Origin of the sequence: Brevundimonas sp. BR2-1, from assembly GCF_037626195.1 — a bacterium.
Lineage (GTDB): Bacteria > Pseudomonadota > Alphaproteobacteria > Caulobacterales > Caulobacteraceae > Brevundimonas.
The window spans coordinates 1-18,395 of record NZ_JARKMV010000002.1 but is presented as its reverse complement, the minus strand read 5'-3'; the positions used below and the strand labels follow the sequence as shown (position 1 = coordinate 18,395).

18 protein-coding genes and 2 tRNA genes are annotated in these 18,395 nt (G+C 68.3%); 9 read left to right on the top strand and 11 right to left on the bottom strand.

Features of this window, described 5'->3' with window-relative positions:
* Nucleotides 1-51 precede the first annotated feature (51 nt).
* Genes BrevBR_RS09665 through BrevBR_RS09655 form a run of 3 tightly spaced genes read right to left on the bottom strand, consistent with a single transcriptional unit; the run spans nucleotide 52 to nucleotide 2,838 of the window.
* A complete protein-coding gene (locus tag BrevBR_RS09665) occupies nucleotides 52-1,902 on the bottom strand; it encodes a patatin-like phospholipase family protein (protein WP_340000796.1) in 1,851 nt (616 codons plus the stop codon).
* 39 nt (nucleotides 1,903-1,941) lie between these two features.
* Entirely contained in the window at nucleotides 1,942-2,388 is a 447-nt protein-coding gene (locus BrevBR_RS09660) for a hypothetical protein (RefSeq protein WP_332639357.1), read from the bottom strand.
* Nucleotides 2,389-2,439: 51 nt separating this feature from the next.
* The gene (locus BrevBR_RS09655; protein WP_340000794.1) at nucleotides 2,440-2,838 is read right to left on the bottom strand and encodes a DUF1489 domain-containing protein; all 399 of its coding nucleotides are present in this window, start codon (nucleotides 2,836-2,838) and stop codon (nucleotides 2,440-2,442) included.
* A gap of 74 nt (nucleotides 2,839-2,912) precedes the next feature.
* On the opposite strand from BrevBR_RS09655, the gene BrevBR_RS09650 reads away from it, so the two are divergent.
* The gene (locus BrevBR_RS09650) at nucleotides 2,913-3,302 is read left to right on the top strand and encodes a putative quinol monooxygenase (protein ID WP_340000793.1); all 390 of its coding nucleotides are present in this window, start codon (nucleotides 2,913-2,915) and stop codon (nucleotides 3,300-3,302) included.
* A 73-nt stretch (nucleotides 3,303-3,375) separates the two neighbouring features.
* Nucleotides 3,376-4,287, top strand: a complete 912-nt coding sequence (locus BrevBR_RS09645) for a hypothetical protein (RefSeq protein WP_340000792.1) — start codon at nucleotides 3,376-3,378, stop codon at nucleotides 4,285-4,287.
* A 43-nt stretch (nucleotides 4,288-4,330) separates the two neighbouring features.
* Here BrevBR_RS09645 and BrevBR_RS09640 read toward each other — a convergent pair whose 3' ends face one another.
* Genes BrevBR_RS09640 through BrevBR_RS09630 form a run of 3 tightly spaced genes read right to left on the bottom strand, consistent with a single transcriptional unit; the run spans nucleotide 4,331 to nucleotide 8,427 of the window.
* A complete protein-coding gene (locus tag BrevBR_RS09640) occupies nucleotides 4,331-6,361 on the bottom strand; it encodes an acetyl/propionyl/methylcrotonyl-CoA carboxylase subunit alpha (protein ID WP_340000791.1) in 2,031 nt (676 codons plus the stop codon).
* A gap of 35 nt (nucleotides 6,362-6,396) precedes the next feature.
* Nucleotides 6,397-7,509, bottom strand: a complete 1,113-nt coding sequence (locus BrevBR_RS09635; protein ID WP_332639352.1) for a DUF3667 domain-containing protein — start codon at nucleotides 7,507-7,509, stop codon at nucleotides 6,397-6,399.
* Nucleotides 7,510-7,527: 18 nt separating this feature from the next.
* Nucleotides 7,528-8,427: an enoyl-CoA hydratase-related protein gene (locus BrevBR_RS09630; protein ID WP_340000790.1), complete on the bottom strand. Its 900-nt coding sequence runs from the start codon at nucleotides 8,425-8,427 to the stop codon at nucleotides 7,528-7,530.
* Between the two features lie 224 nt (nucleotides 8,428-8,651).
* Between BrevBR_RS09630 and BrevBR_RS09625 the strand changes: the two genes are divergently transcribed.
* Nucleotides 8,652-8,885, top strand: a complete 234-nt coding sequence (locus BrevBR_RS09625) for a hypothetical protein (RefSeq protein ID WP_332639350.1) — start codon at nucleotides 8,652-8,654, stop codon at nucleotides 8,883-8,885.
* Here the strand turns inward: BrevBR_RS09625 and BrevBR_RS09620 are convergent.
* Nucleotides 8,875-10,482, bottom strand: coding sequence for a carboxyl transferase domain-containing protein (locus BrevBR_RS09620; RefSeq protein WP_340000789.1), 1,608 nt, complete (start codon nucleotides 10,480-10,482; stop codon nucleotides 8,875-8,877). The two genes, BrevBR_RS09625 and BrevBR_RS09620, sit on opposite strands and share 11 nt — an antisense overlap.
* A 38-nt stretch (nucleotides 10,483-10,520) precedes the next feature.
* A complete protein-coding gene (locus BrevBR_RS09615; RefSeq protein WP_340000788.1) occupies nucleotides 10,521-11,216 on the bottom strand; it encodes a hypothetical protein in 696 nt (231 codons plus the stop codon).
* 158 nt (nucleotides 11,217-11,374) lie between these two features.
* Here BrevBR_RS09615 and BrevBR_RS09610 point away from each other — a divergent pair, with 158 nt between their 5' ends.
* On the top strand, nucleotides 11,375-12,724 hold the full coding sequence (locus BrevBR_RS09610) for an MATE family efflux transporter (RefSeq protein WP_340000787.1): 1,350 nt from the start codon (nucleotides 11,375-11,377) through the stop codon (nucleotides 12,722-12,724).
* Here BrevBR_RS09610 and BrevBR_RS09605 read toward each other — a convergent pair.
* Nucleotides 12,711-13,079 carry a bleomycin resistance protein gene (locus tag BrevBR_RS09605; RefSeq protein WP_340000786.1) on the bottom strand — a complete coding sequence of 123 codons (369 nt, stop codon included), beginning with the start codon at nucleotides 13,077-13,079 and terminating at the stop codon, nucleotides 12,711-12,713. The two genes, BrevBR_RS09610 and BrevBR_RS09605, sit on opposite strands and share 14 nt — an antisense overlap.
* 99 nt (nucleotides 13,080-13,178) lie before the next feature.
* On the opposite strand from BrevBR_RS09605, the gene metG reads away from it, so the two are divergent.
* Both metG and BrevBR_RS09595 read left to right on the top strand, forming a co-directional pair.
* Complete coding sequence (gene metG / locus BrevBR_RS09600) at nucleotides 13,179-14,888, top strand: methionine--tRNA ligase (protein WP_340000785.1); 1,710 nt, start codon at nucleotides 13,179-13,181, stop codon at nucleotides 14,886-14,888.
* A complete protein-coding gene (locus BrevBR_RS09595; protein WP_332639344.1) occupies nucleotides 14,885-15,457 on the top strand; it encodes a hypothetical protein in 573 nt (190 codons plus the stop codon). The genes metG and BrevBR_RS09595 overlap by 4 nt, the downstream gene beginning before the upstream one ends.
* On the opposite strand, the gene BrevBR_RS09590 is transcribed toward BrevBR_RS09595, so the two are convergent.
* A complete protein-coding gene (locus tag BrevBR_RS09590; protein ID WP_340000784.1) occupies nucleotides 15,408-16,265 on the bottom strand; it encodes a TerC family protein in 858 nt (285 codons plus the stop codon). The two genes, BrevBR_RS09595 and BrevBR_RS09590, sit on opposite strands and share 50 nt — an antisense overlap.
* Nucleotides 16,266-16,307: 42 nt before the next feature.
* Nucleotides 16,308-17,225 (bottom strand): 23S rRNA (guanosine(2251)-2'-O)-methyltransferase RlmB, encoded by a 918-nt coding sequence (gene rlmB / locus BrevBR_RS09585; RefSeq protein ID WP_340000783.1) that lies wholly within the window; start codon nucleotides 17,223-17,225, stop codon nucleotides 16,308-16,310.
* A gap of 146 nt (nucleotides 17,226-17,371) precedes the next feature.
* Between rlmB and BrevBR_RS09580 the strand changes: the two genes are divergently transcribed.
* From BrevBR_RS09580 to BrevBR_RS09570, 3 genes are all read left to right on the top strand, one after another.
* A tRNA-Tyr gene (locus tag BrevBR_RS09580) sits at nucleotides 17,372-17,455 on the top strand.
* Between the two features lie 76 nt (nucleotides 17,456-17,531).
* A tRNA-Gly gene (locus BrevBR_RS09575) sits at nucleotides 17,532-17,605 on the top strand.
* Nucleotides 17,606-17,657: 52 nt separating this feature from the next.
* On the top strand, nucleotides 17,658-18,395 hold a 738-nt coding region (locus BrevBR_RS09570; protein WP_340000782.1), incomplete at its 3' end, for an elongation factor Tu.

Sequence of the window (18,395 nt, the reverse complement as noted above, 5' to 3'; positions counted from 1 at the left end):
TGAAGGGCACGGCCCTGCGGCCTTACCTGTCTGCGCTTCAGGGCGACCCCGCTACAAGCGCGGCATTTCTTTCCGCCCTCGGCGCGCGCCTCGCCGAAGCTTTTCCAGCACGTCCGGACGGAGCGACGTTGCTGCCGTTTCCACGGCTGTTTCTGGTGGCGCGTCGTCGTTGACCGAGCGGCGCCGACGCAGGGCGGTGACCGGCCGGTCCAGCAGCGCCAGTACTTCGTGGGTGGCCTGATAGCCGGCCGCGACTCCCACGTCGAAACCCTTCCAGTCGCGGATATCCAGCCCGTCCGGCGTGGGCTGGATCAGGATGTCGGTGGCCGCGCGCGAGCTTTCGATATCGGCGTCCGTCGTCAGGGTCGCCGACCGCATCAGGATCGAGACGATGGGCGGGCCGCGCCGCCACGCCCCGGTGGCGATCAGCCGCCAGATCGACGGCGGATGCTCGATCAGGGCCGGGTCCACGCCGCGCGCCTCCGACATGTCGACGGCGATAATCGGCCCGCCGTGCATCTGGCGCATCACCTCGGTTGGCAGGTTCTTCAGCACGGCGCCGTCGACCAGCACCTGACCGTTCATGACCACCGGCGGCAGGAGGCCGGGGATGGAGATCGAGGCGCGGATGGCCTGTCTCATCAGTCCGCGCCGGTGCACCTCGATCCGGCCGCTGGTCAGGTTGGTGGATACGGCGAAGAACGGACGCTGCAGGTCCGCCAGATCCATCTCGCCATAGGCCTGGAGCAGCAGGCGTTCGACTTTCTTCGCCCGCGTCATGGCCAGCATGGGGAAGGCCAGGTCCGACAGGGGGTCGCTTTCGACGAACGACCTGTGGATGCGCTCCTCCAGTTCCTCCTGTGTCCAGCCGAGCGCGGGGCCCGCGGCGATCACCGCCCCCATCGACGATCCGCCGACGAAGTCGATGGGCACGCGCGCTTCCTTCAGGGCCCGCAGGGCGCCGATGTGGGCATAGGCCCGCGCGCCGCCGCCCGACATGACGACGCCGACGGCCGAGCCGGTGACCACCCGCGCCATCCGGTCCGCGTCCGACTGGTCGCCCTCGACACATTGGAACCAGCGGCCGGGCTGGATCGAATCCAGCCAGACGGCTGTGTTTGCGGGCCGCAGCATGCGCGGATCGCGCAGCAGGATCAGGTCGGTTCGTCTCTGGGCGTCCAGCACCCCGGCGTGGGGCAGGGGCCGGTTCGGCGGCGCGTTCAGGCCGTTGCCGACGACGAACACCCGGTCGACCTGGCGCGCGCACAGGGCGGCCCAGGCGGGCTCGTCCTGTTCCGCGACATAGAGGACGAAGTCGTGGGCGTCCTCGACCCGGCTGAACCATTCGGCGGCCGAGGCCAGGGCCGAATGGTCGATGACCTGACAGCTGAAGCCGTCCGCCTCGATCGCCGCCGCGATCCGCTCGACGAACGCGCGGATGGGACGCGGGCGGGCGGAGACGAAGCCGAAGACGCTGGGCTCGCCGCCGCCGGACCGGCGGTCGCGGGCGCGCTGGATCATCAGCCGCGACAGCTCGACCATCAGATCGGGCTCGGTGCGGGCGGCCTCGAAGAAGGCGTCGCGGGGCAGGGCCAGGATCTCGCAGTCGCGCAGGGCGACAACGTCGGCCGTATGGGCCGTGCCGGCCAGCATGGCCATTTCGCCGGCCGGTTCGCCAGGCCGGATGACGCCGACGAACTGGGGCGGGCGGTCCTCGTCCGGATCGCGGCGGAATACGCCCAGGCGGCCGCTGCGCAGCAGGTAGAGGGTGTCGGCTCCGTCGCCCTCCGCGAACAGGGTCTCGCCGCCCGTCAGGGCGAACCAGCTGGCGCGAGTTGTCTTGCCGCCTTCGAAGATGCGGTGCAGGGCGTCTTCAAGCCGGTCGGAGCGGGGAGCGGGCATGACGGCAGGCTAGTGGGAGTCGGTGAAGGTGATTAGCGATTAGTCCGAAAGTCGCGTCGCCCTTGCATCAAAGCCGCCCCCCGGCCACTGCCATCGTCCAGTGATCGTCCGGCCGTCGTCGCTGAGCTTGCCCTTGAAGTAGTTGCTCGAACCCTTGTCCCCGAACCAGGTCCAGATCGTGCCGTCGTCGTCCGTCTGGTGAGTATAGGTGAAGTTGCTGCCGTCATCGGCCATGAGATGCGAACGCAGGGACCGGGTATCCTTATCCCAGGTGATGTATTCGATACCGCTCAGGCGCCGACCTCTCGGGGTTTCGGTTTCGAATTCCTGGATGACATAGTGCCCGCCCAGCGCCCAACGGTATGTCGACGTGCCCGGGGCACCGCCTTCGTTCTTCCAGACACCGATCAGGTGTTCGAGTTGCTTCATGGCCGGATGGGGAGAGAGGGGCAGTTCTCCGGCGCGGTGGTTGTTGTTGTCCGCCATGTCGGCCTCCTTCCAGGGGACCGCCAGTTTGACGCCAGCGCCCGACCTCGTCTACCACGCCCCCATCTCTCTCAGCCGCTTCGCCAGATCCTCGGGCACATCGCCGGCGTCGAGGGTCGACAGGTCCATCGGCGCGTCCTTCGGCTCCAGATAGCGCCATCCCTGGAAGGGGCGGCGGGCCTGGGGCGCGGTGCGGATCACGTCCGGCGACAGCTTGATCAGGCAGTGTGACGTCCTGCCCTCGCCTTTGGTCGTGATGTCGAGGATCGGCATGCGGCAGGTGACCGAGCCCTTCATGACCCAGAACAGCGAACCGCCGTCCTCGAGCTCCGCGGCGCGTTTGGGCGTCATCCGGGTGTTGACCGTCAGCCATTGACCCTTGGCGGCGCGGCGTTCCAGCGTCTCCACCTTGGCGACGCCGACGCACAGTTTGATCATGTGGAGAGGCATGGCGGGGATTTAGCACTATCCGCGCGAGGCGGGAGACCTGCGGGCCCGATGCGGCTAGATTTATGGCCATGCGAGTGAACCGGCGAGTCGTGACGGCGGGATTGGCGGGACTGGCCAGTCTGGGCCTCGCGCCGCCGGTCCGCGCCAGGCTGAAAGAGACTTCGATGTACGGACTGATCGGCAAGATGACGGCCCTTCCCGGCCAGCGTGACGCCCTGACGGCGATCCTGCTGGAGAGCCTCGGGACCATGCCGGGCTGCCTCAGCTATATCGTCGCCCATGACCCGGCCGACGAGACCGCCATCTGGGTGACCGAGGTCTGGACCGACGAGGCGTCGCACCGGGCCTCGCTGCAGATTCCCGAGGTCAAGGAAGCGATCCGGCGGGGGATGCCGCTGATCGCGACGTTCGACGAAGTGAAGGTCACGGCGCCGGTGGGCGGGGCGGGGCTGGCGCAACAATAGCGCCGCGATGGGGCGTTCCTGAAGGTCGAATACCGTGACGCTCGTTCTCACAGCTGCGTCTCCATTCCATGTGGTGCAGGTCAGCGACCGGCTCGTTACGGCGGGAGGCCGCGATCATGACGCCGTCTCCAACAAGACCGTCATCTACCGTGCAAAGGATGCACTGGTGTCGATCGGCTATTCCGGCGTGGCCTATGTCGGGGATATGCCGATGGACGAGTGGATCGCCGGGACGCTGTGGGGCGGACTCCCCCCGCGCGGCGCGGACGGCGTCCGACCTGCAAAGAGCCTGGGTTTTGCGCCGGTCACTCGCGATATCGGCCAGGCTGTCGCCCACCTCAAACAGGCGATCGGGGGGCTGGGCTCCGCGGCGATTGAGGCGCACGGTCTGTATCTGACCATCGCCGGATGGCAGGAAAATCGTAACGGGATGCGGCCTGTCGTGATCGAGATCGAGCGACGGGCCGGCGTCACGACGATACGGCGTTCGCCTCGCCGGTTTCCCAAGGGACAGGAGTTCCGGGTCCACAGCATTGGCGCCAGGGTGTCGGCTGAGGCGGCCCAGGCGCATTTCGCGTCATTGCGCACTGCGCGCGGGCTGTGCTGCACCATCGAAGATGTCGAGATGCGCCTCGCCGCAATCATCCGGGAGACGTCGACGGGCAGTCCCGGCGTCGGCGCAAACCTGCTCAGCGTGAGGTTGCCCCGTCCCGACCTGGGTTGGTCGATGTGCCGTTTCCTGCCGGCCGAACTTCACGCCGTCCGGATAGAAGCGGCCCAAGGCTCCATGGTGACGGACGTGGCGCATTGCCCGTGGATCGTGGGGCCTTCCGTTCTCTATCCGCCCGGCGTCGAGGTCGGCGAAACGGTGCTGGGTCTCGGCGGCCTTCCCTTCGTGATCGTCGGCGCGGCGCCAAGGGCGGGGCTTCGCGGGTTGAGCAGCAGCATCAGGCGACCGCCGCCGGCCGGCCGGCCTCGGCGATGACTCCGGCCGGCGCAAGTCCGCCGCCCGGCGACGGGCGCGGAAACTATTTATCAGCCGCCGTCACCACCGCCAGCACGGTTCCGTCCGCGACCTGATCGCCGACCCCGACCCCGACCTCGCCGACCACGCCGTCGAAGGGGGCGACGAGGGCGTGCTCCATCTTCATGGCTTCGAGCACGACGACGGGCTGACCTTTGGTCACGGCGTCGCCGGCCTTGGCCGGCGTGGCCACGATCTTGCCCGGCATGGGCGCGCGGAGGGAGCCGTCGGAGGCGACGCCTGACCCGGATCCGGCGCCGTAGGTCACCGGGCCGAAAACATACGCCTGTCCCTCATGGAACAAGACCGGCTGATCCATGACCAGGTGCAGTTCGGTCAGCGCGTCCTCGTCCTCGCGGCCGACGGTGACAAAGACTCCGCTCGTTCCGCCCCCGATCCAACGGCCGTCGTCCGTGTCGAGCGTCCACCACTGGTTATGTTCCTGGGGCCGGGCGCTGAGCATGACCGGCAAGCCATTGATCTGCAGACGGCGTTCCAGCCAGCGCGGCCCGTTCAGGCGCAGACCGTAAAGGGCGTCCGAGGAGGAGCGCCAGATTTCCTGGCCGTCGCCATGCATCTTCGTCCGGTAATAGTCGTCGATGTCGGTCTGGGCGATGAACGCGGCCGCGACGACGACGCCCGGGACGCCCGCGGGGATAAGTTCATCCTCCTCTGCTGCGATAAATCCGGTATCGACGTCGCCGGCGACGAAGCGGGAATGTTCGAGGCAGCGTTTCAGGAAGCCGGCGTTGGCTTTAACAGGCCAGACCTCGACCTGCCCGCAGACGTCGGCCAGGCGCCGCGCGGCCTCCTCGCGGTTGTCGGCGTGGACGATCAGCTTGGCGATCATCGGGTCGTAGAACTGGCTGACCTCGCCGCCCTGCTCGACGCCGGTGTCGACGCGAACGTCGACCGACCGATGATTGCGATCCGGGCCAGGCAGGTCGAAATGCTCGAGCTTGCCGATGCTCGGCAGGAAGCCGTTGGCGGGATCCTCGGCATACAGCCGCGCCTCCATGGCCCAGCCGTTCAGCGGAATGTCTTCCTGCTTCAGCGGAATCGGCTCGCCGGCGGCGACGCGGAACTGCCATTCGACCAGATCGACGCCCGTGACGGCCTCGGTGACCGGATGCTCGACCTGCAGCCGGGTGTTCATCTCCATGAACCAGATACGGTCCGCCTTGAGCCCGTCCGAGGCGTCGGCGATGAATTCGATGGTGCCGGCCCCTTCGTAGTTCACGGCGCGGGCGGCGCGGACGGCCGCGTCGGTGACGGCCTTGCGGGTGGCGGCGTCCATGCCCGGGGCCGGGGCCTCCTCGATCACCTTCTGGTGGCGGCGCTGCAGGGAGCAGTCGCGTTCGTACAGGTGGACGGCGTTGCCGTGGCTGTCGCCAAAGACCTGAACCTCGATGTGGCGGGGGCGGGTGATGTAGCTCTCGATCAGGACGCGCGGATCGCCGAAGGACGACTGCCCCTCGCGCTGGGCCGAGGCGAGGCCGTCGGCGAAGTCCTCGGCCCGGTCGACGCGTTTCATGCCCTTGCCGCCGCCGCCGGCCACGGCCTTGATCAGAACCGGATAGCCGATGCGGGCCGCCTCGGCGGTCAGGGTCTCGAGCGACTGGTCCTCGCCCTGATAGCCGGGGGTCACGGGCACCCCGGCCTCGATCATCAATTTCTTGGCTGCGTCCTTCAGACCCATGGCGCGGATGGCGGCGGGCGGCGGGCCGATCCAGACCAGGCCGGCGGCGGTCACGGCCTCGGCGAAGTCCGCGTTCTCGGACAGGAAGCCGTAGCCGGGATGGATCGCCTCGGCGCCGGTCGCCTTCGCCGCCGCCAGCACCTTCGCCGCGTCCAGATAGCTCTCGCGCGCCGGAGCCGGGCCGATCAGCACCGCCTCGTCGGCCTCGCGCACATGCAGGGCCCCGGCGTCGGCCTCGGAATAGACGGCGATGGCGCGGATGCCCATGCGGCGGGCGGTGCGGAAGACGCGGCAGGCGATCTCGCCGCGATTGGCGACCAGGACGGATTTGAACATGTCGTCTCTCTAGCCGCAGACCGTCGCCGCCGCCATCAGTGTCCCGCCATCTCGTTGAAGCCCAGATAGAGCCACAGCAGCGCGAGCAGGGTGAAGGTCACCGTCGTCAGGGTGAACAGGACGAACATCCGCGCCAGGGTGCCGATGACGCTGCGCTGATAGGCGCCCTTCATGTGCAGGAACAGGTGCACGGGAGCCAGCCACAACAGCCACCAGGCCAGCGGCGTCAGGACGCCGAGCGCCATGATCACGATCAGGAGCAGCAGCTGGAACGACAGCGAGTGCATCGAGAAGATGACGTGGTCGAATACGTAGAAGCGGCGGTTGAAGGCGAACAGCAGGGTCAGCATCAGGGCCGACACCGGCAGGGCCAGGATGGCGACGCGGTGGGCCCAGATCTCCAGGATCAGGGCGAACCGTTCGGGGTCGTCCTGGATCGCGGCCTGCCGGGTCTCGATCCATTCCTTGAAGCCGCGGAGGTTTTCGGCGTCGGGCCCGTCCTTCATCTTCGGAGCCTCGGCGGCGTTTGTCCGGGCCTCCTCGGTGACGTTGGCGGCCAGGCTGCGGCTGAAGCCGACCCAGTCGCCGCGCGCGGCCGCGATCTGGGTCTGTTTTTCGGCCTCGCTCAGGTCGGGGTCGGCCATGACGTCGCGTTCGAATTCGGCCATGGCGGCGCTGCCCGGCGTGACGACGCGGCCGTTGTATTTGAACGTCCGTTCCGAGGCCGCCGGCGCGTGATCTCCGTCGGCCGCCTCATGCTTGTCGCCCCCGGCCTTCATGGCGGCGTGGCCGACGAAGAAGGCGATCAGCAGGATGACCAGGAACATGCGGAACGGCGCGACCTGGGAGGCGCGCTTGCCCTCCATATAGTCGCGGGTCAGCTTGCCGGGATTGCGGATCAGGTTAGGCAGGGTGCTGAACAGCCGGCCGTCCAGGTGCAGCAGGCTTTCCACCGCCTCGACGGTCAGCTTCCAGATGGACTTGTGGAAATCCTCGGCCAGCTGGCCGCATTGATGGCAGTGCGGCCCGGCCAGCGGGGTTTCGCAGTTGGCGCAGGGCGTGCCGACCGGAATATCCGCGTGCTGGCGCTTCCACTTCAGCCAGCCGCCGACCGAGGCCGCCGCGGCCGTTTCCAGTTCCCCCGACATCGATACCCCGTCTGATTCCTACTGAGCCCAGGCCGGTTTACGTTTTTCGAGGAAGGCGCGCACCCCCTCCTGACCTTCGGCCGACACGCGGGCGCGGGCGATGCGTCTGGCGGTGTCTTCCATCATGCCATGATCGATCTTCTGGCCCGCGACGTCATTCACCAGCCGTTTGGCGTCGCCCATGGCGCCGGGTGCATTGGCGCTGATGCTGTCGGTCAGCATGGAGATGAATTCGTCGACCGAGCCCTCGGGCAGGACCATGTCGATCAGCCCGGCGTGCGCCGCATAGTCGGCGTCGAAGATGTTGGCCGACAGGAACAGCTGCCGCGCCCGGCGGGCGCCGATAGCCTCGACGACATAGGGGGCGATGGTCGCCGGGATCAGGCCCAGCTTGACCTCGGAGAAGGCGAACCGGGTCGCCTCGACGGCCACGGCCATGTCGCAGGCGGCGACGATGCCGGCGCCGCCGCCCATGGCCGCGCCCTCCACGATGGCGCAGGTCAGGGCCGGTACGTCGTGCAGGGCCTTCAGCATCTTTGCCAGACCCATGGCGTCGTCGCGGTTGTCGCTCTCGGACCAGCCGGCCGCGTCGCGCATCCAGCCCAGGTCCGCGCCGGCGCTGAAGGTGCCGCCCGCGCCGCGAACGAAGACCAGACGCACATTGTCGGCCCCGTGCAGGGTCTCGAACGCCTCGTACAGGGCGGCGATGGTCGGGGCGTCGAAGGCGTTGCGCCTGTCGGGCCGGTTGATGGTGACGAAGACCACGCCGTCGGCGGTGGAATCGATCTGGACCAGATCGTCGTTTGCGTCCGGCGCCGGGTCGGCGAGCAGCGGATGGGCGATGGCGTTGATCTCCGCAGCCTCGGCGTCGGTGATGTCGAGGGCGTTGAGGTCGGCTTCGGTTGGCTTGTCGGTCATGATCGGTCCTTCGGGGATGATCGATTGTAGCGCATGGCTCGCGGAATGGCAGCGACGCTCGTCAATCCCGGCCTCGTTTCTTGACAGGGCAGGGAAGGGGGGAATTGATCGCCGCAGGTCAGGAGCCTGCGAGGAACCCGATGCCGCATGCGAGACGATCCCGAAAACCGGCCCGCCTGACGCCCCGGAAGGCGAAGCTGGCCGCCGAAATCAGACAGCAGCTCATGGACCAGGGCGGGGCCGCGCACCGCGACGTGGTCATCGGCCGCATCCTGCAGCGCAAGGGCCTGAGCGGTCTCGCCGCCGACCGCACGAGGCGCGCGCTGTTGTCCGCCTTCGAACTGCACGCCGACGCGGCCGAGGAGTGTGGCGCGCCCCATCTGTTCGAACTGCCGTTCGGCCCGGAGTCCTACCGCTGGGCGCTGGACGGGACGGTCAGGCCGCCGCTTACATCCTGAACACGCCGAACGTCGTCTCCGGGATCGGGGCGTTCAGCGAGGCGGAGATGGCAAGGCCCAGCACGTCGCGCGTCTGGACGGGGTCGATGATCCCGTCGTCCCATAGCCGGGCCGTGGCGTGGTACGGATTGCCCTCGTCCTCGTATTTCTGACGCACCGGGGCCTTGAAGGCCTCGGCCTGTTCCGGCGTCCAGCTGTCGGCGTCACGGTGGACGGTGGCCAGCACCGCGGCCGCCTGCTCGCCGCCCATGACGCTGATCCGGCTGTTGGGCCAGGTGAACAGGAAGCGCGGGCCGAAGGCGCGGCCGCACATGCCGTAGTTGCCGGCCCCGAAACTGCCGCCGATCAGGATCGTGAATTTGGGGACCTCGGCCGATGAGACCGCGGTGACCAGCTTGGCCCCGTTCTTCGCTATGCCCTCGGCCTCGTATTTGCCGCCGACCATGAAGCCCGAGATGTTCTGCAGGAAGACCAGCGGGATCTTCCGCTTGCAGGCCAGTTCGATGAAGTGGGCGCCCTTGAGCGCGCTTTCCGAGAACAGCACGCCGTTGTTGGCCAGAATGGCGACCGGATAGCCCCAGATGCGAGCGAAGCCGCAGACCAGGGTCGTGCCGTACAGCGCCTTGAACTCGTCGAACTCCGAGCCGTCGACGAGGCGGGCGATGACCTCGCGCACGTCATAGGGGGCGCGGACGTCGTCAGGGATCAGGCCGTACAGCTCTTCGGGGTCGAAGGCGGGGGCGCGGGGTTCACGGACGTCGAGATCGACCCGTTTCACCGTGTTCAGGCTGTCGACGATGGTGCGGACGATCTGCAGCGCGTGCTCGTCGTTCTCGGCGACGTAGTCGACGACGCCGGAGCGGCGACCGTGGGTCTCGGCCCCGCCCAGTTCCTCGGCCGAGATGACCTCGCCCGTAGCGGCCTTCACCAGCGGCGGACCGGCCAGGAAGATAGTGCCCTGATTGCGGACGATGACGCTCTCGTCCGACATGGCCGGGACATAGGCGCCGCCGGCCGTGCACGATCCCATGACGCAGGCGATCTGGGGGATGCCCTTCGCGCTCATTCGCGCCTGGTTGAAGAAGATGCGGCCGAAATGGTCGCGGTCGGGGAAGACCTCGGCCTGATGCGGCAGGTTGGCCCCGCCGGAATCGACCAGATAGACGCAGGGCAGGTTGTTCTGTTCGGCGATCTCCTGCGCCCGCAGGTGCTTTTTTACGGTCAGGGGGAAGTAGGCGCCGCCCTTCACCGTCGGATCGTTGGCGACGATCATGACCTCGCGGCCCGAGATCCGGCCGACGCCGCAGATCATGCCCGCGCCGGGGGCTCCGTCCGGATCCTTCGCGTCCCCGTACATGCCGTTGGCGGCCAGCTGGCCGATCTCGAGGAAGGGCGAGCCGGGGTCCAGCAGGCGGTCTACGCGGTCCCGCGGCAGCAACTTGCCGCGCGAGACGTGGCGGTCGCGCGACGCGTCGGAGCCGCCGCGCGCCGCCTTGGCCACCTTGGTGTGAAGTTCGTCGCGGAGCGCCCGGTTACGGGCGTCCAGAGCCTTGAAGGCGGGGCTTTGCGGATCGATCGCGGAAGTCAGCTTGGGCATGCCGCTGGTGTAGGGGGCTTGCCGCGTCGGGAAAAGCCCTAGCGCTTCTGGAACACGTAGCTGCAGCCGGCGGCGGGGGCGGCGTCCAATCCGCCGAAATAGACTCCGTCCATGAACAGCCGGTTGTCGCCCTCGACCCGCGCCTGTCCCTTCAGCATCAGACCGGCGGGCACGGTGTTGCCGCGGTCGACCACGAAGCCGATCCGCCCCGCGGCCGGATCGAACTCGACCGAGCCCCAATAGTCCTGACGCACCTCGAACGGCACGAAGGTGATGGCGAAATGCCCGTCGCTGTTGAACCGGAGCTCGCGCAGCGGATCCCGCGGGATCGGCCCGCCGCAGTCGACCGAGGCCTGCGACCAGAAGCCGGTCAGCACGGGGCCCTCGGCCGGGGCGATGCGGAAGCGGGTCCGAACAGTGCGGGCGCCCAGGGTTCCGGCGATTTCGACATCCCGTCCGGGCGTCGCGTCGCGACCGATGACGATCTTGCCGCGCGCGGCTGCGACGGTCACGGCGGGATCGGAGGAGGTCCAGCCGCTGAAGCATTTCAGCGGTACGCCGATCATGCCGTGCAGGCCCTCGTTGGCGTAAAGGGAGATTTCGCCGCCCGGCCGGGCCGGCGAGACGGCGGCGCCGATGCTCAGGCTGTCGTCGCTGCCATAGGCGTCACACGGCGGCTCCTCGTCCTGGACGGGGGCGGCGACCAGGGCGGCGGCGAACAGCAATTCCAGCATGGACGGGTCCTGAAGTTGGAGGGTCAGGTTCTCCGGCCACGGTCGATCCGTCAACGGGGTCAGGCGCGGGCACGCGGCCGCACCTGATGCCGGGCTTATGGCTCCATCGGCTTTCCTTGGTTGACCTTCAACCGCCGCCGTGGCCTGTCGCGCGTCCCATGATCGGCTTCAACACCCGGACCCGCGCGACCCTGACCGAGCTGCTGCACCTCGCGTGGCCGGTGGTGCTGGCGCGCATCGGCATCATGACCATGGGGCTGACCGACGTGATCGTGGTCGGAAACTGGTCCGGCATCGAGCTGGCCTACAGCTCGCTGGCCCTGGCCCCTACGGCCATCATCGTCACCACGGCCGTCGGTCTGATGATGGGGGTGCAGGTCATGACCGCCCGCCTGATCGGCGAGGGTCGGCGCGGCGAGGTCGGCGGCGTGCTGCGCCGCGGCGTAGTCTATTCGATGCAGATCGGCTTCGGCTCGATGATCGGCCTGATCCTGATCGGCCCGTGGGCGTTGAGGCATATGGGTCTGGCGCCGGGGCTGGGCGAAGGGGCCTCGCCGGTGCTGGTGGTCTTCGCCCTGTCCATGCCCGGCTATCTGGTCAGCGTGGCGGCGCAATTCTTCCTGGAGGCCCTGCACCGGCCGCGCGCGGGCATGTGGGCCATGTGGATCGCCAACGGCCTGAACCTGGCGCTGAACCTGTTGCTGGTGCCCGACATCCTGGGCATCGGGCTCGATGGCGCCGTGGCCTCGGCCTGGGCGACCTTCTTCGCCCGGACCTCGCTGGCCGTCTTCCTGCTGGTCTATATCGTCCGCCTGCCCGAGGCGCGGGCCCTGGGCGTGTTCCGGCGTCCCGAGCGCAACCCGACCGACGAGCGCGAGCAGCGCAAGGTCGGCTACGGCGCCGGCAGTTCGTACTTCATCGAGGTCGGCGCCTTCGCGGCCATGACCTTCATCGCCGGCCAGCTGGGCGCGATCGAGACCGCGGCCTGGGCCATTGTTCTGAACGTCTCGGCCATCGTCTTTATGGTCCCGATGGGGCTGTCGGCCGCCACGGCCGTGCTGGTCGGCCGGGCCTATGGAGCGCGGGACGGGCAGGGCGTGCTGCGTGCGGGTCTGGTCGGGATCGGGGTGGTGATCGCCCTGACGCTGGCGGTGGCGCTGTTCGTCTGGCCCGGTGCGCCGCTGATCGCCAGCGCCTACAACCGCGATCCTGACCTGCTGGCCGTGGTGATACCGGCGCTGGTGCTGACGACGCTGTTTTTCGTCGCCGACGGCATTCAGGTGGTCTCGGCCTCGGCCAACCGCGCGGCGGGCGACGTCTGGTGGCCGACCATCATGCATTTCGGGGCCTACAGCCTGATCATGATGCCGCTGGGCTGGTGGTGGGCGCACCGGATCGGCGTCGACGGTCTGGTCTGGGCCGTGATCGTCGCCAGTCTGGTGTCGTCGGCCCTGCTCACAGGGCGGTTCATCCGCGTGGCCAGAAGGCTTCCCGTCAACGCTGGGTGAAGCGCAGCGTATTGCCGTCCGGGTCGTTGACGTAGAACTCCCGCGTGCCCCAGCTCTGGTCCAGCGGGCCCTCGTGGACCGGCGAGTCCGGCGAGCCGGGCGTCTTCAGGCCCCGGGACAGGAAGGTCTCGAACAGGGCGTCGATGCCTTTCACCTCGACCACGACGGCCTGGCCGAAGACGCCGTCGCCGCTATGGCTGGACAGGTTCAGCACATGGCCGTCCCGCGTCAGCCATGCGAACCCCGGATCGGTCAGCTCGGACCATTCCCGCCGGACCTCGAAATCCAGCACGCCGGTGTAGAAGTCGACCGAGCGCCGGATGTCGCTGCATTTCATGGTCGGGATGATGGCCATGCCCCGAATTTACAGGAGCGGACCCTGATTGCACAGCCGAGGTGACGCCCGCGCCCGCGCCCTCTATATCCGTCGCCTCCCCCAAGACTTCGGATTCCCATGGCCCGCATCCTCATCACCTCGGCGCTGCCGTACATCAACGGCATCAAGCATCTGGGGAATCTGGCGGGCTCGATGCTGCCGGCGGATGTCTGGGCGCGCTTCAAGCGGGCTCAGGGCCATGAGGTCCTCTACATCTGCGCCACCGACGAACACGGCACGCCGGCCGAGCTGGCCGCCGCCGCCGCCGGTCAGGAGGTGCGGACCTATTGCGACGAACAGCATGAGGTCCAGAAGGCGGCCGGGCAGGCGTTCGGCCTGAGCTACGACTGGTTCGGCCGGTCCTCGAACGCGCCCAACCATCGCCTGACCCAGCATTTCGCCCATGTGCTGGAGCAGAACGGCCTGATCGAGGAACGCGTCGACCGGATGATCTATTCCGTCGACGACGCCCGCTTCCTGCCCGACCGCTATGTCGAGGGCACCTGTCCGCACTGCGCCCACGTCGGCGCGCGCGGGGACCAGTGCGACAACTGCGGGCGGTTGCTGGATCCGACCGACCTGATCGATCCGTATTCGGCGGTCTCCGGCTCGCGCAATCTCGAGGTGCGGGACACGCGGCACCTCTATCTGCTGCAGACGAAGCTGGCCGACCGCATCCGTTCATGGATCAATTCGAAGAGCGACTGGCAGACGCTGGCGAAGTCGATCGCCCTGAAACACCTCGACGAGGGCCTGATCGACCGGGGCATCACCCGCGATCTGAAATGGGGCGTGCCGGTTGTGGGGCCCGACGGCGAACCGCGGCCGGGCATGGAGGGCAAGGTCTTCTACGTCTGGTTCGACGCCCCGATCGAATACATCGGCGCGACCGAAGAATGGGCCGACGCCACCGGCCGCACCTGGCGCGACTGGTGGCGGACGGACGAGGGGGCGGACGACGTCCGCTACGTCCAGTTCATGGGCAAGGACAATGTCGCCTTCCACACCGTCAGCTTCCCGGCGACCATTCTCGGCTCGGGCGAGCCGTGGAAGACGGTCGACACTCTGAAGGCCTTCAACTGGCTGAACTGGTACGGCGGCAAATTCTCGACCAGCCAGAAGCGCGGCGTCTTCATGGACCAGGCGCTGGAACTGCTGCCCGCCGACTACTGGCGCTGGCACCTGACCGCCTATGGCCCCGAGCATTCGGACGCGGCCTTCACCTGGGAGCAGTTCCAGTCGACGACGAACAAGGACCTGGCCGACGTGCTGGGCAATTTCGTCAACCGCATCGTCAAATTCGCCGAGAGCAAGTTCGACGGCGTCGTGCCGGACGCGGGCGAACCCGGTCCGCTGGAAGCGAAGCTGGAGGCCGACCTGCGCGCCGGCATCGCCGAGGCCACGGCCCAGTTCGAGGCCATGGAGTTCCGCAAGGCCGCCGTGGCCCTGCGCGCCGTCTGGGTGCTGGGCAATGAGTATCTGCAGGAGGCGGCGCCCTGGACCGCCTTCAAGACCGACGTCGAACGGTCGGCGGTCGGGGTGCGCACGGGCCTGAACCTGGTCGCCCTGTTCGCCCGGCTGGCGGCGCCGGTGATGCCGGACTCGGCGGTGAAGATCGCCGCGGCGGTGGGGGCGACGGACCTCAGCTGGCCCGCGGCCGACGCGCCCCTGCTGGACGCACTGCCGCGCGGTCAGGCTGTGGCCGCGGCCGGGGTGCTGTTCACCAAGATCGAGGACGCCCAGGTGGCCGAGTGGTCTGAACGCTTCGGCGGCGCCGAGGCCCCGTGACGGACGCCCGGTCCGCCGCCTTCATCAGGCTGCTGGCCGAGGATCAGGCCGAGGACCGGGCGGTTCTGGCCGGAACGCCCGTCTATACGGCCCTGCGGAGCCGCGACCGGGGGCGCCGGGAGGCGGTGATGGCGCTGCTGGAGGACGGCTGGCCCGAGGCCGCCGACGATCTCTACGCCGCCGCCTGGATCCTGAACCACGGGGATGAGGCCGAAGAGGCCGCGCTGGCCAGCCGGCTGGCGGCGCGGGCGGCGGAGCTTGGTCATCCGAAGGCGCGCTGGCTGGCCGCTGCGGCGCTGGACCGGTCGCTGATGTACGCCGGCAAGCCGCAAAAATACGGGACAAACATTGTCCCCGACGGCGTCGCCTATCGGGTCTGGGACGTCGATCCTGCGACCACGGACGCCGAGCGTCTGACCAACGACGTGCCGCCCTTGGCCGAACTCGAGGCCCGGGCGGCGGCCATCACCGACGCCCAGCCCGATCTGGCCGGTGCGCCGGAGTGGTTGAAGCCGGCCCTCAGGCGTTGGGCGGCGTGGCGGGAGCGGGCGCGGGTGAAACCGTCGTAGCCGGCGGAGCCGAGGAGGCCGCCGGCGTTCCGGCCGCCGGCGCCTTTGGCCCGCTCATCCCGCGCTGGAACTCCTCGACCTCGTGAGGGGAAATTTCGAGGAAGGCGGGGGCGGCGGCGTTGAACTGTTCAGTGTTGCCGGTGCGCACGACGACCGACCTGTAGCCGTCCCAGATCATGTGCAGGGCGACGTAGAGCACGATCACCAGACCGACGTAGCCGATCCAGCGGAATTTATTCAGCATCTTGGCGATGAAGGTCGCCGCCACGCCCATCAGGGCGATCGACAGGATCAGGCCGAACACCATGATCATCGGGTGGTCATGCGCCGCGCCCGCGACGGCCAGGACGTTATCCAGCGACATGGTGACGTCGGCGATCATGATCTGCAGCAGCGCCGCGCCGAATGTCTTGCGCTTCAGGCCCAGGGCCTCGGGCGGCGGGCCGCCGCCGTGGTGGGCCGACAGGGCGGTCTCCAGCTCGGCCTCCGCCTCGGCCTGGTCGTGGGTGCGCTGCTCCTGCAGTTCGCGCCACATCTTCCAGCACACCCAGAGCAGCAGGACGCCGCCGGCGAGCAGCAGGCCGATTATGGCCAGCAACTGCACGGTGATCAGGGCGAAGCCGATCCGCAGGACGACAGCGGCGGCCAAGCCGATCAGGATGGCCTTCTTGCGCTGTTCCGGCGCGAGGGCGGCGGCCGCCAGACCGACGGCCACGGCGTTGTCGCCGGCCAGCACGAGGTCGATCATCAGCACCTGGCCCAGGGCGGAGGCCTGGCTGGCGAGTTCGGGAGACGAGAGAAATTCCATGCAGGCGCTCTAGGGCAGGATCAGTCGCGCATCAATGCGGGATCAGGCGGTCTGCTTCCGGGACGCCTCATACAGGGCTACCGCCGCCGCATTGGACACGTTCAGGCTTTCGAACCCGCCAGGCATGGGAATCCTGGCCAGTACGTCGCAATGTTCGGCCACCAGACGGCGGATGCCATCGCCTTCCGAGCCCATGACCAGCACCGTGGGCCGGCTGTCCAGCGCCTGGTCCAGCGTCAGCTCGGCCGAGCCGTCGAGGCCCACGGCGCGCCAGCCCAGATCGGCCAGTTTCTCGAGCGCGCGGCTCAGATTGGTCACGCGGGCGCAGGGCAGGCGTTCGGTCGCGCCCGCCGCCGCCTTGGCCAGGGCTCCGGCGAGGGCGGGGGAGTGGCGATCCTGAACCACGATGCCTTTCGCGCCGAAGGCCAGGGCCGAGCGGAAGATGGCGCCGACGTTCTGGGGGTCGGTCAGTTGGTCCAGCATGACGATGACGCCGCCTTCGCCCGCCAGGTCCTCCAGCGCCACGCCTTCCAGCGGCTGGACCTTGAAGGCCAGGCCCTGATGCACCGCGCCGGGCGGCAGCATGCGGTCGAGCGCCTGAGCCTCGATGATCTCGATCCTGTGGCCGTGGGCCAGCCTGTCCCGCTCCAGCTCGGCGGCGCGGTCGGCGGTCGCCAGCAGCCGGCCCATGCCCTTGCGGGCCGGGTTGGCGAGGGCGGCGAGGACCGGATGACGGCCCCAGACGAAATTGTCGGCGTCCGCCTTGGCGCGCGAGGGGCGCGGGGCGGAATCAGAGAAGCTCTTCGGCTTGGGATTGGGGTTCCAGCCGCCGCGGTCGGGACCGCCGGCGGATGGACCCTTGGCGCCCGCTCCGGGCCCGCCGGAACGGGGTGCGGACCGGTCGCCGAAGGCCGGTTTTTTGCCCGATTTCCGGTCGTTGCGTTCTGGATTTCTCGACACTATAAGACGCCCTCCGATTTGGAGCCCTGAGGGCTTTCGGGTCAGGCGCCCCTCCTAAACCAGGCGACGCGGGACACCGAGAGCTTTTGTTGTTTCGACGACCGAAAGGTCTGCGAGGCATCGGTCCGACGGTTCGAAAACGCGCTGGGGGAATGTCCCGAGCGGCAAAGGGGGGGGACTGTAAATCCCCTGCGTAAGCTTCGCAGGTTCGAGTCCTGCTTCCCCCACCACGCGGTTTCGAAACGAAGGTCCGGACCCCATATCGGGTCGGCGGCCAACGGCTTTCGGGCCCGAGGCCGTCTCCGTGCGGGTATAGTACAATGGTAGTACAGCAGCCTTCCAAGCTGAATATGTCGGTTCGATTCCGTCTACCCGCTCCAGAATTCTTAAGCTGACCCAATCGCCCCTTCCCGGGCCACAGGAGTTTTGGCCATGGCCAAGGAAAAGTTCGAACGCACCAAGCCGCACTGCAACATCGGCACGATCGGTCACGTTGACCATGGCAAGACGACGCTGACGGCGGCGATCACGATGACGCTGGCCAAGGCCGGCGGCGCCAAGGCGATGGCCTATGCGGACATCGACGCGGCCCCGGAAGAGAAGGCGCGCGGCATCACGATCAACACGGCGCACGTGGAATATGAGACGGCCAACCGTCACTACGCCCACGTCGACTGCCCGGGCCACGCCGACTATGTGAAGAACATGATCACGGGCGCCGCGCAGATGGACGGCGCCATCCTGGTGGTTTCGGCCGCTGACGGCCCGATGCCGCAGACGCGCGAGCACATCCTGCTGGCCCGTCAGGTCGGCGTGCCGGCGCTGGTGGTCTATCTGAACAAGGTCGACCTGGTGGACGACGCCGAGCTGCTGGAGCTGGTCGAGATGGAGGTGCGCGAGCTGCTTTCGTCGTACCAGTTCCCGGGCGACGACATTCCGATCACCGCCGGTTCGGCCAAGGCCGCCACCGACGGCGTGAACCCGGAAATCGGCGAGCAGTCGGTGCTGAAGCTGATGGAGACGGTGGACGCCTACATCCCGCAGCCGGAGCGTCCGGTGGACCTGCCGTTCCTGATGCCGGTGGAAGACGTCTTCTCGATCTCGGGCCGTGGTACGGTCGTGACCGGCCGCGTCGAGCGCGGCATCGTCAAGGTCGGCGAGGAAGTCGAG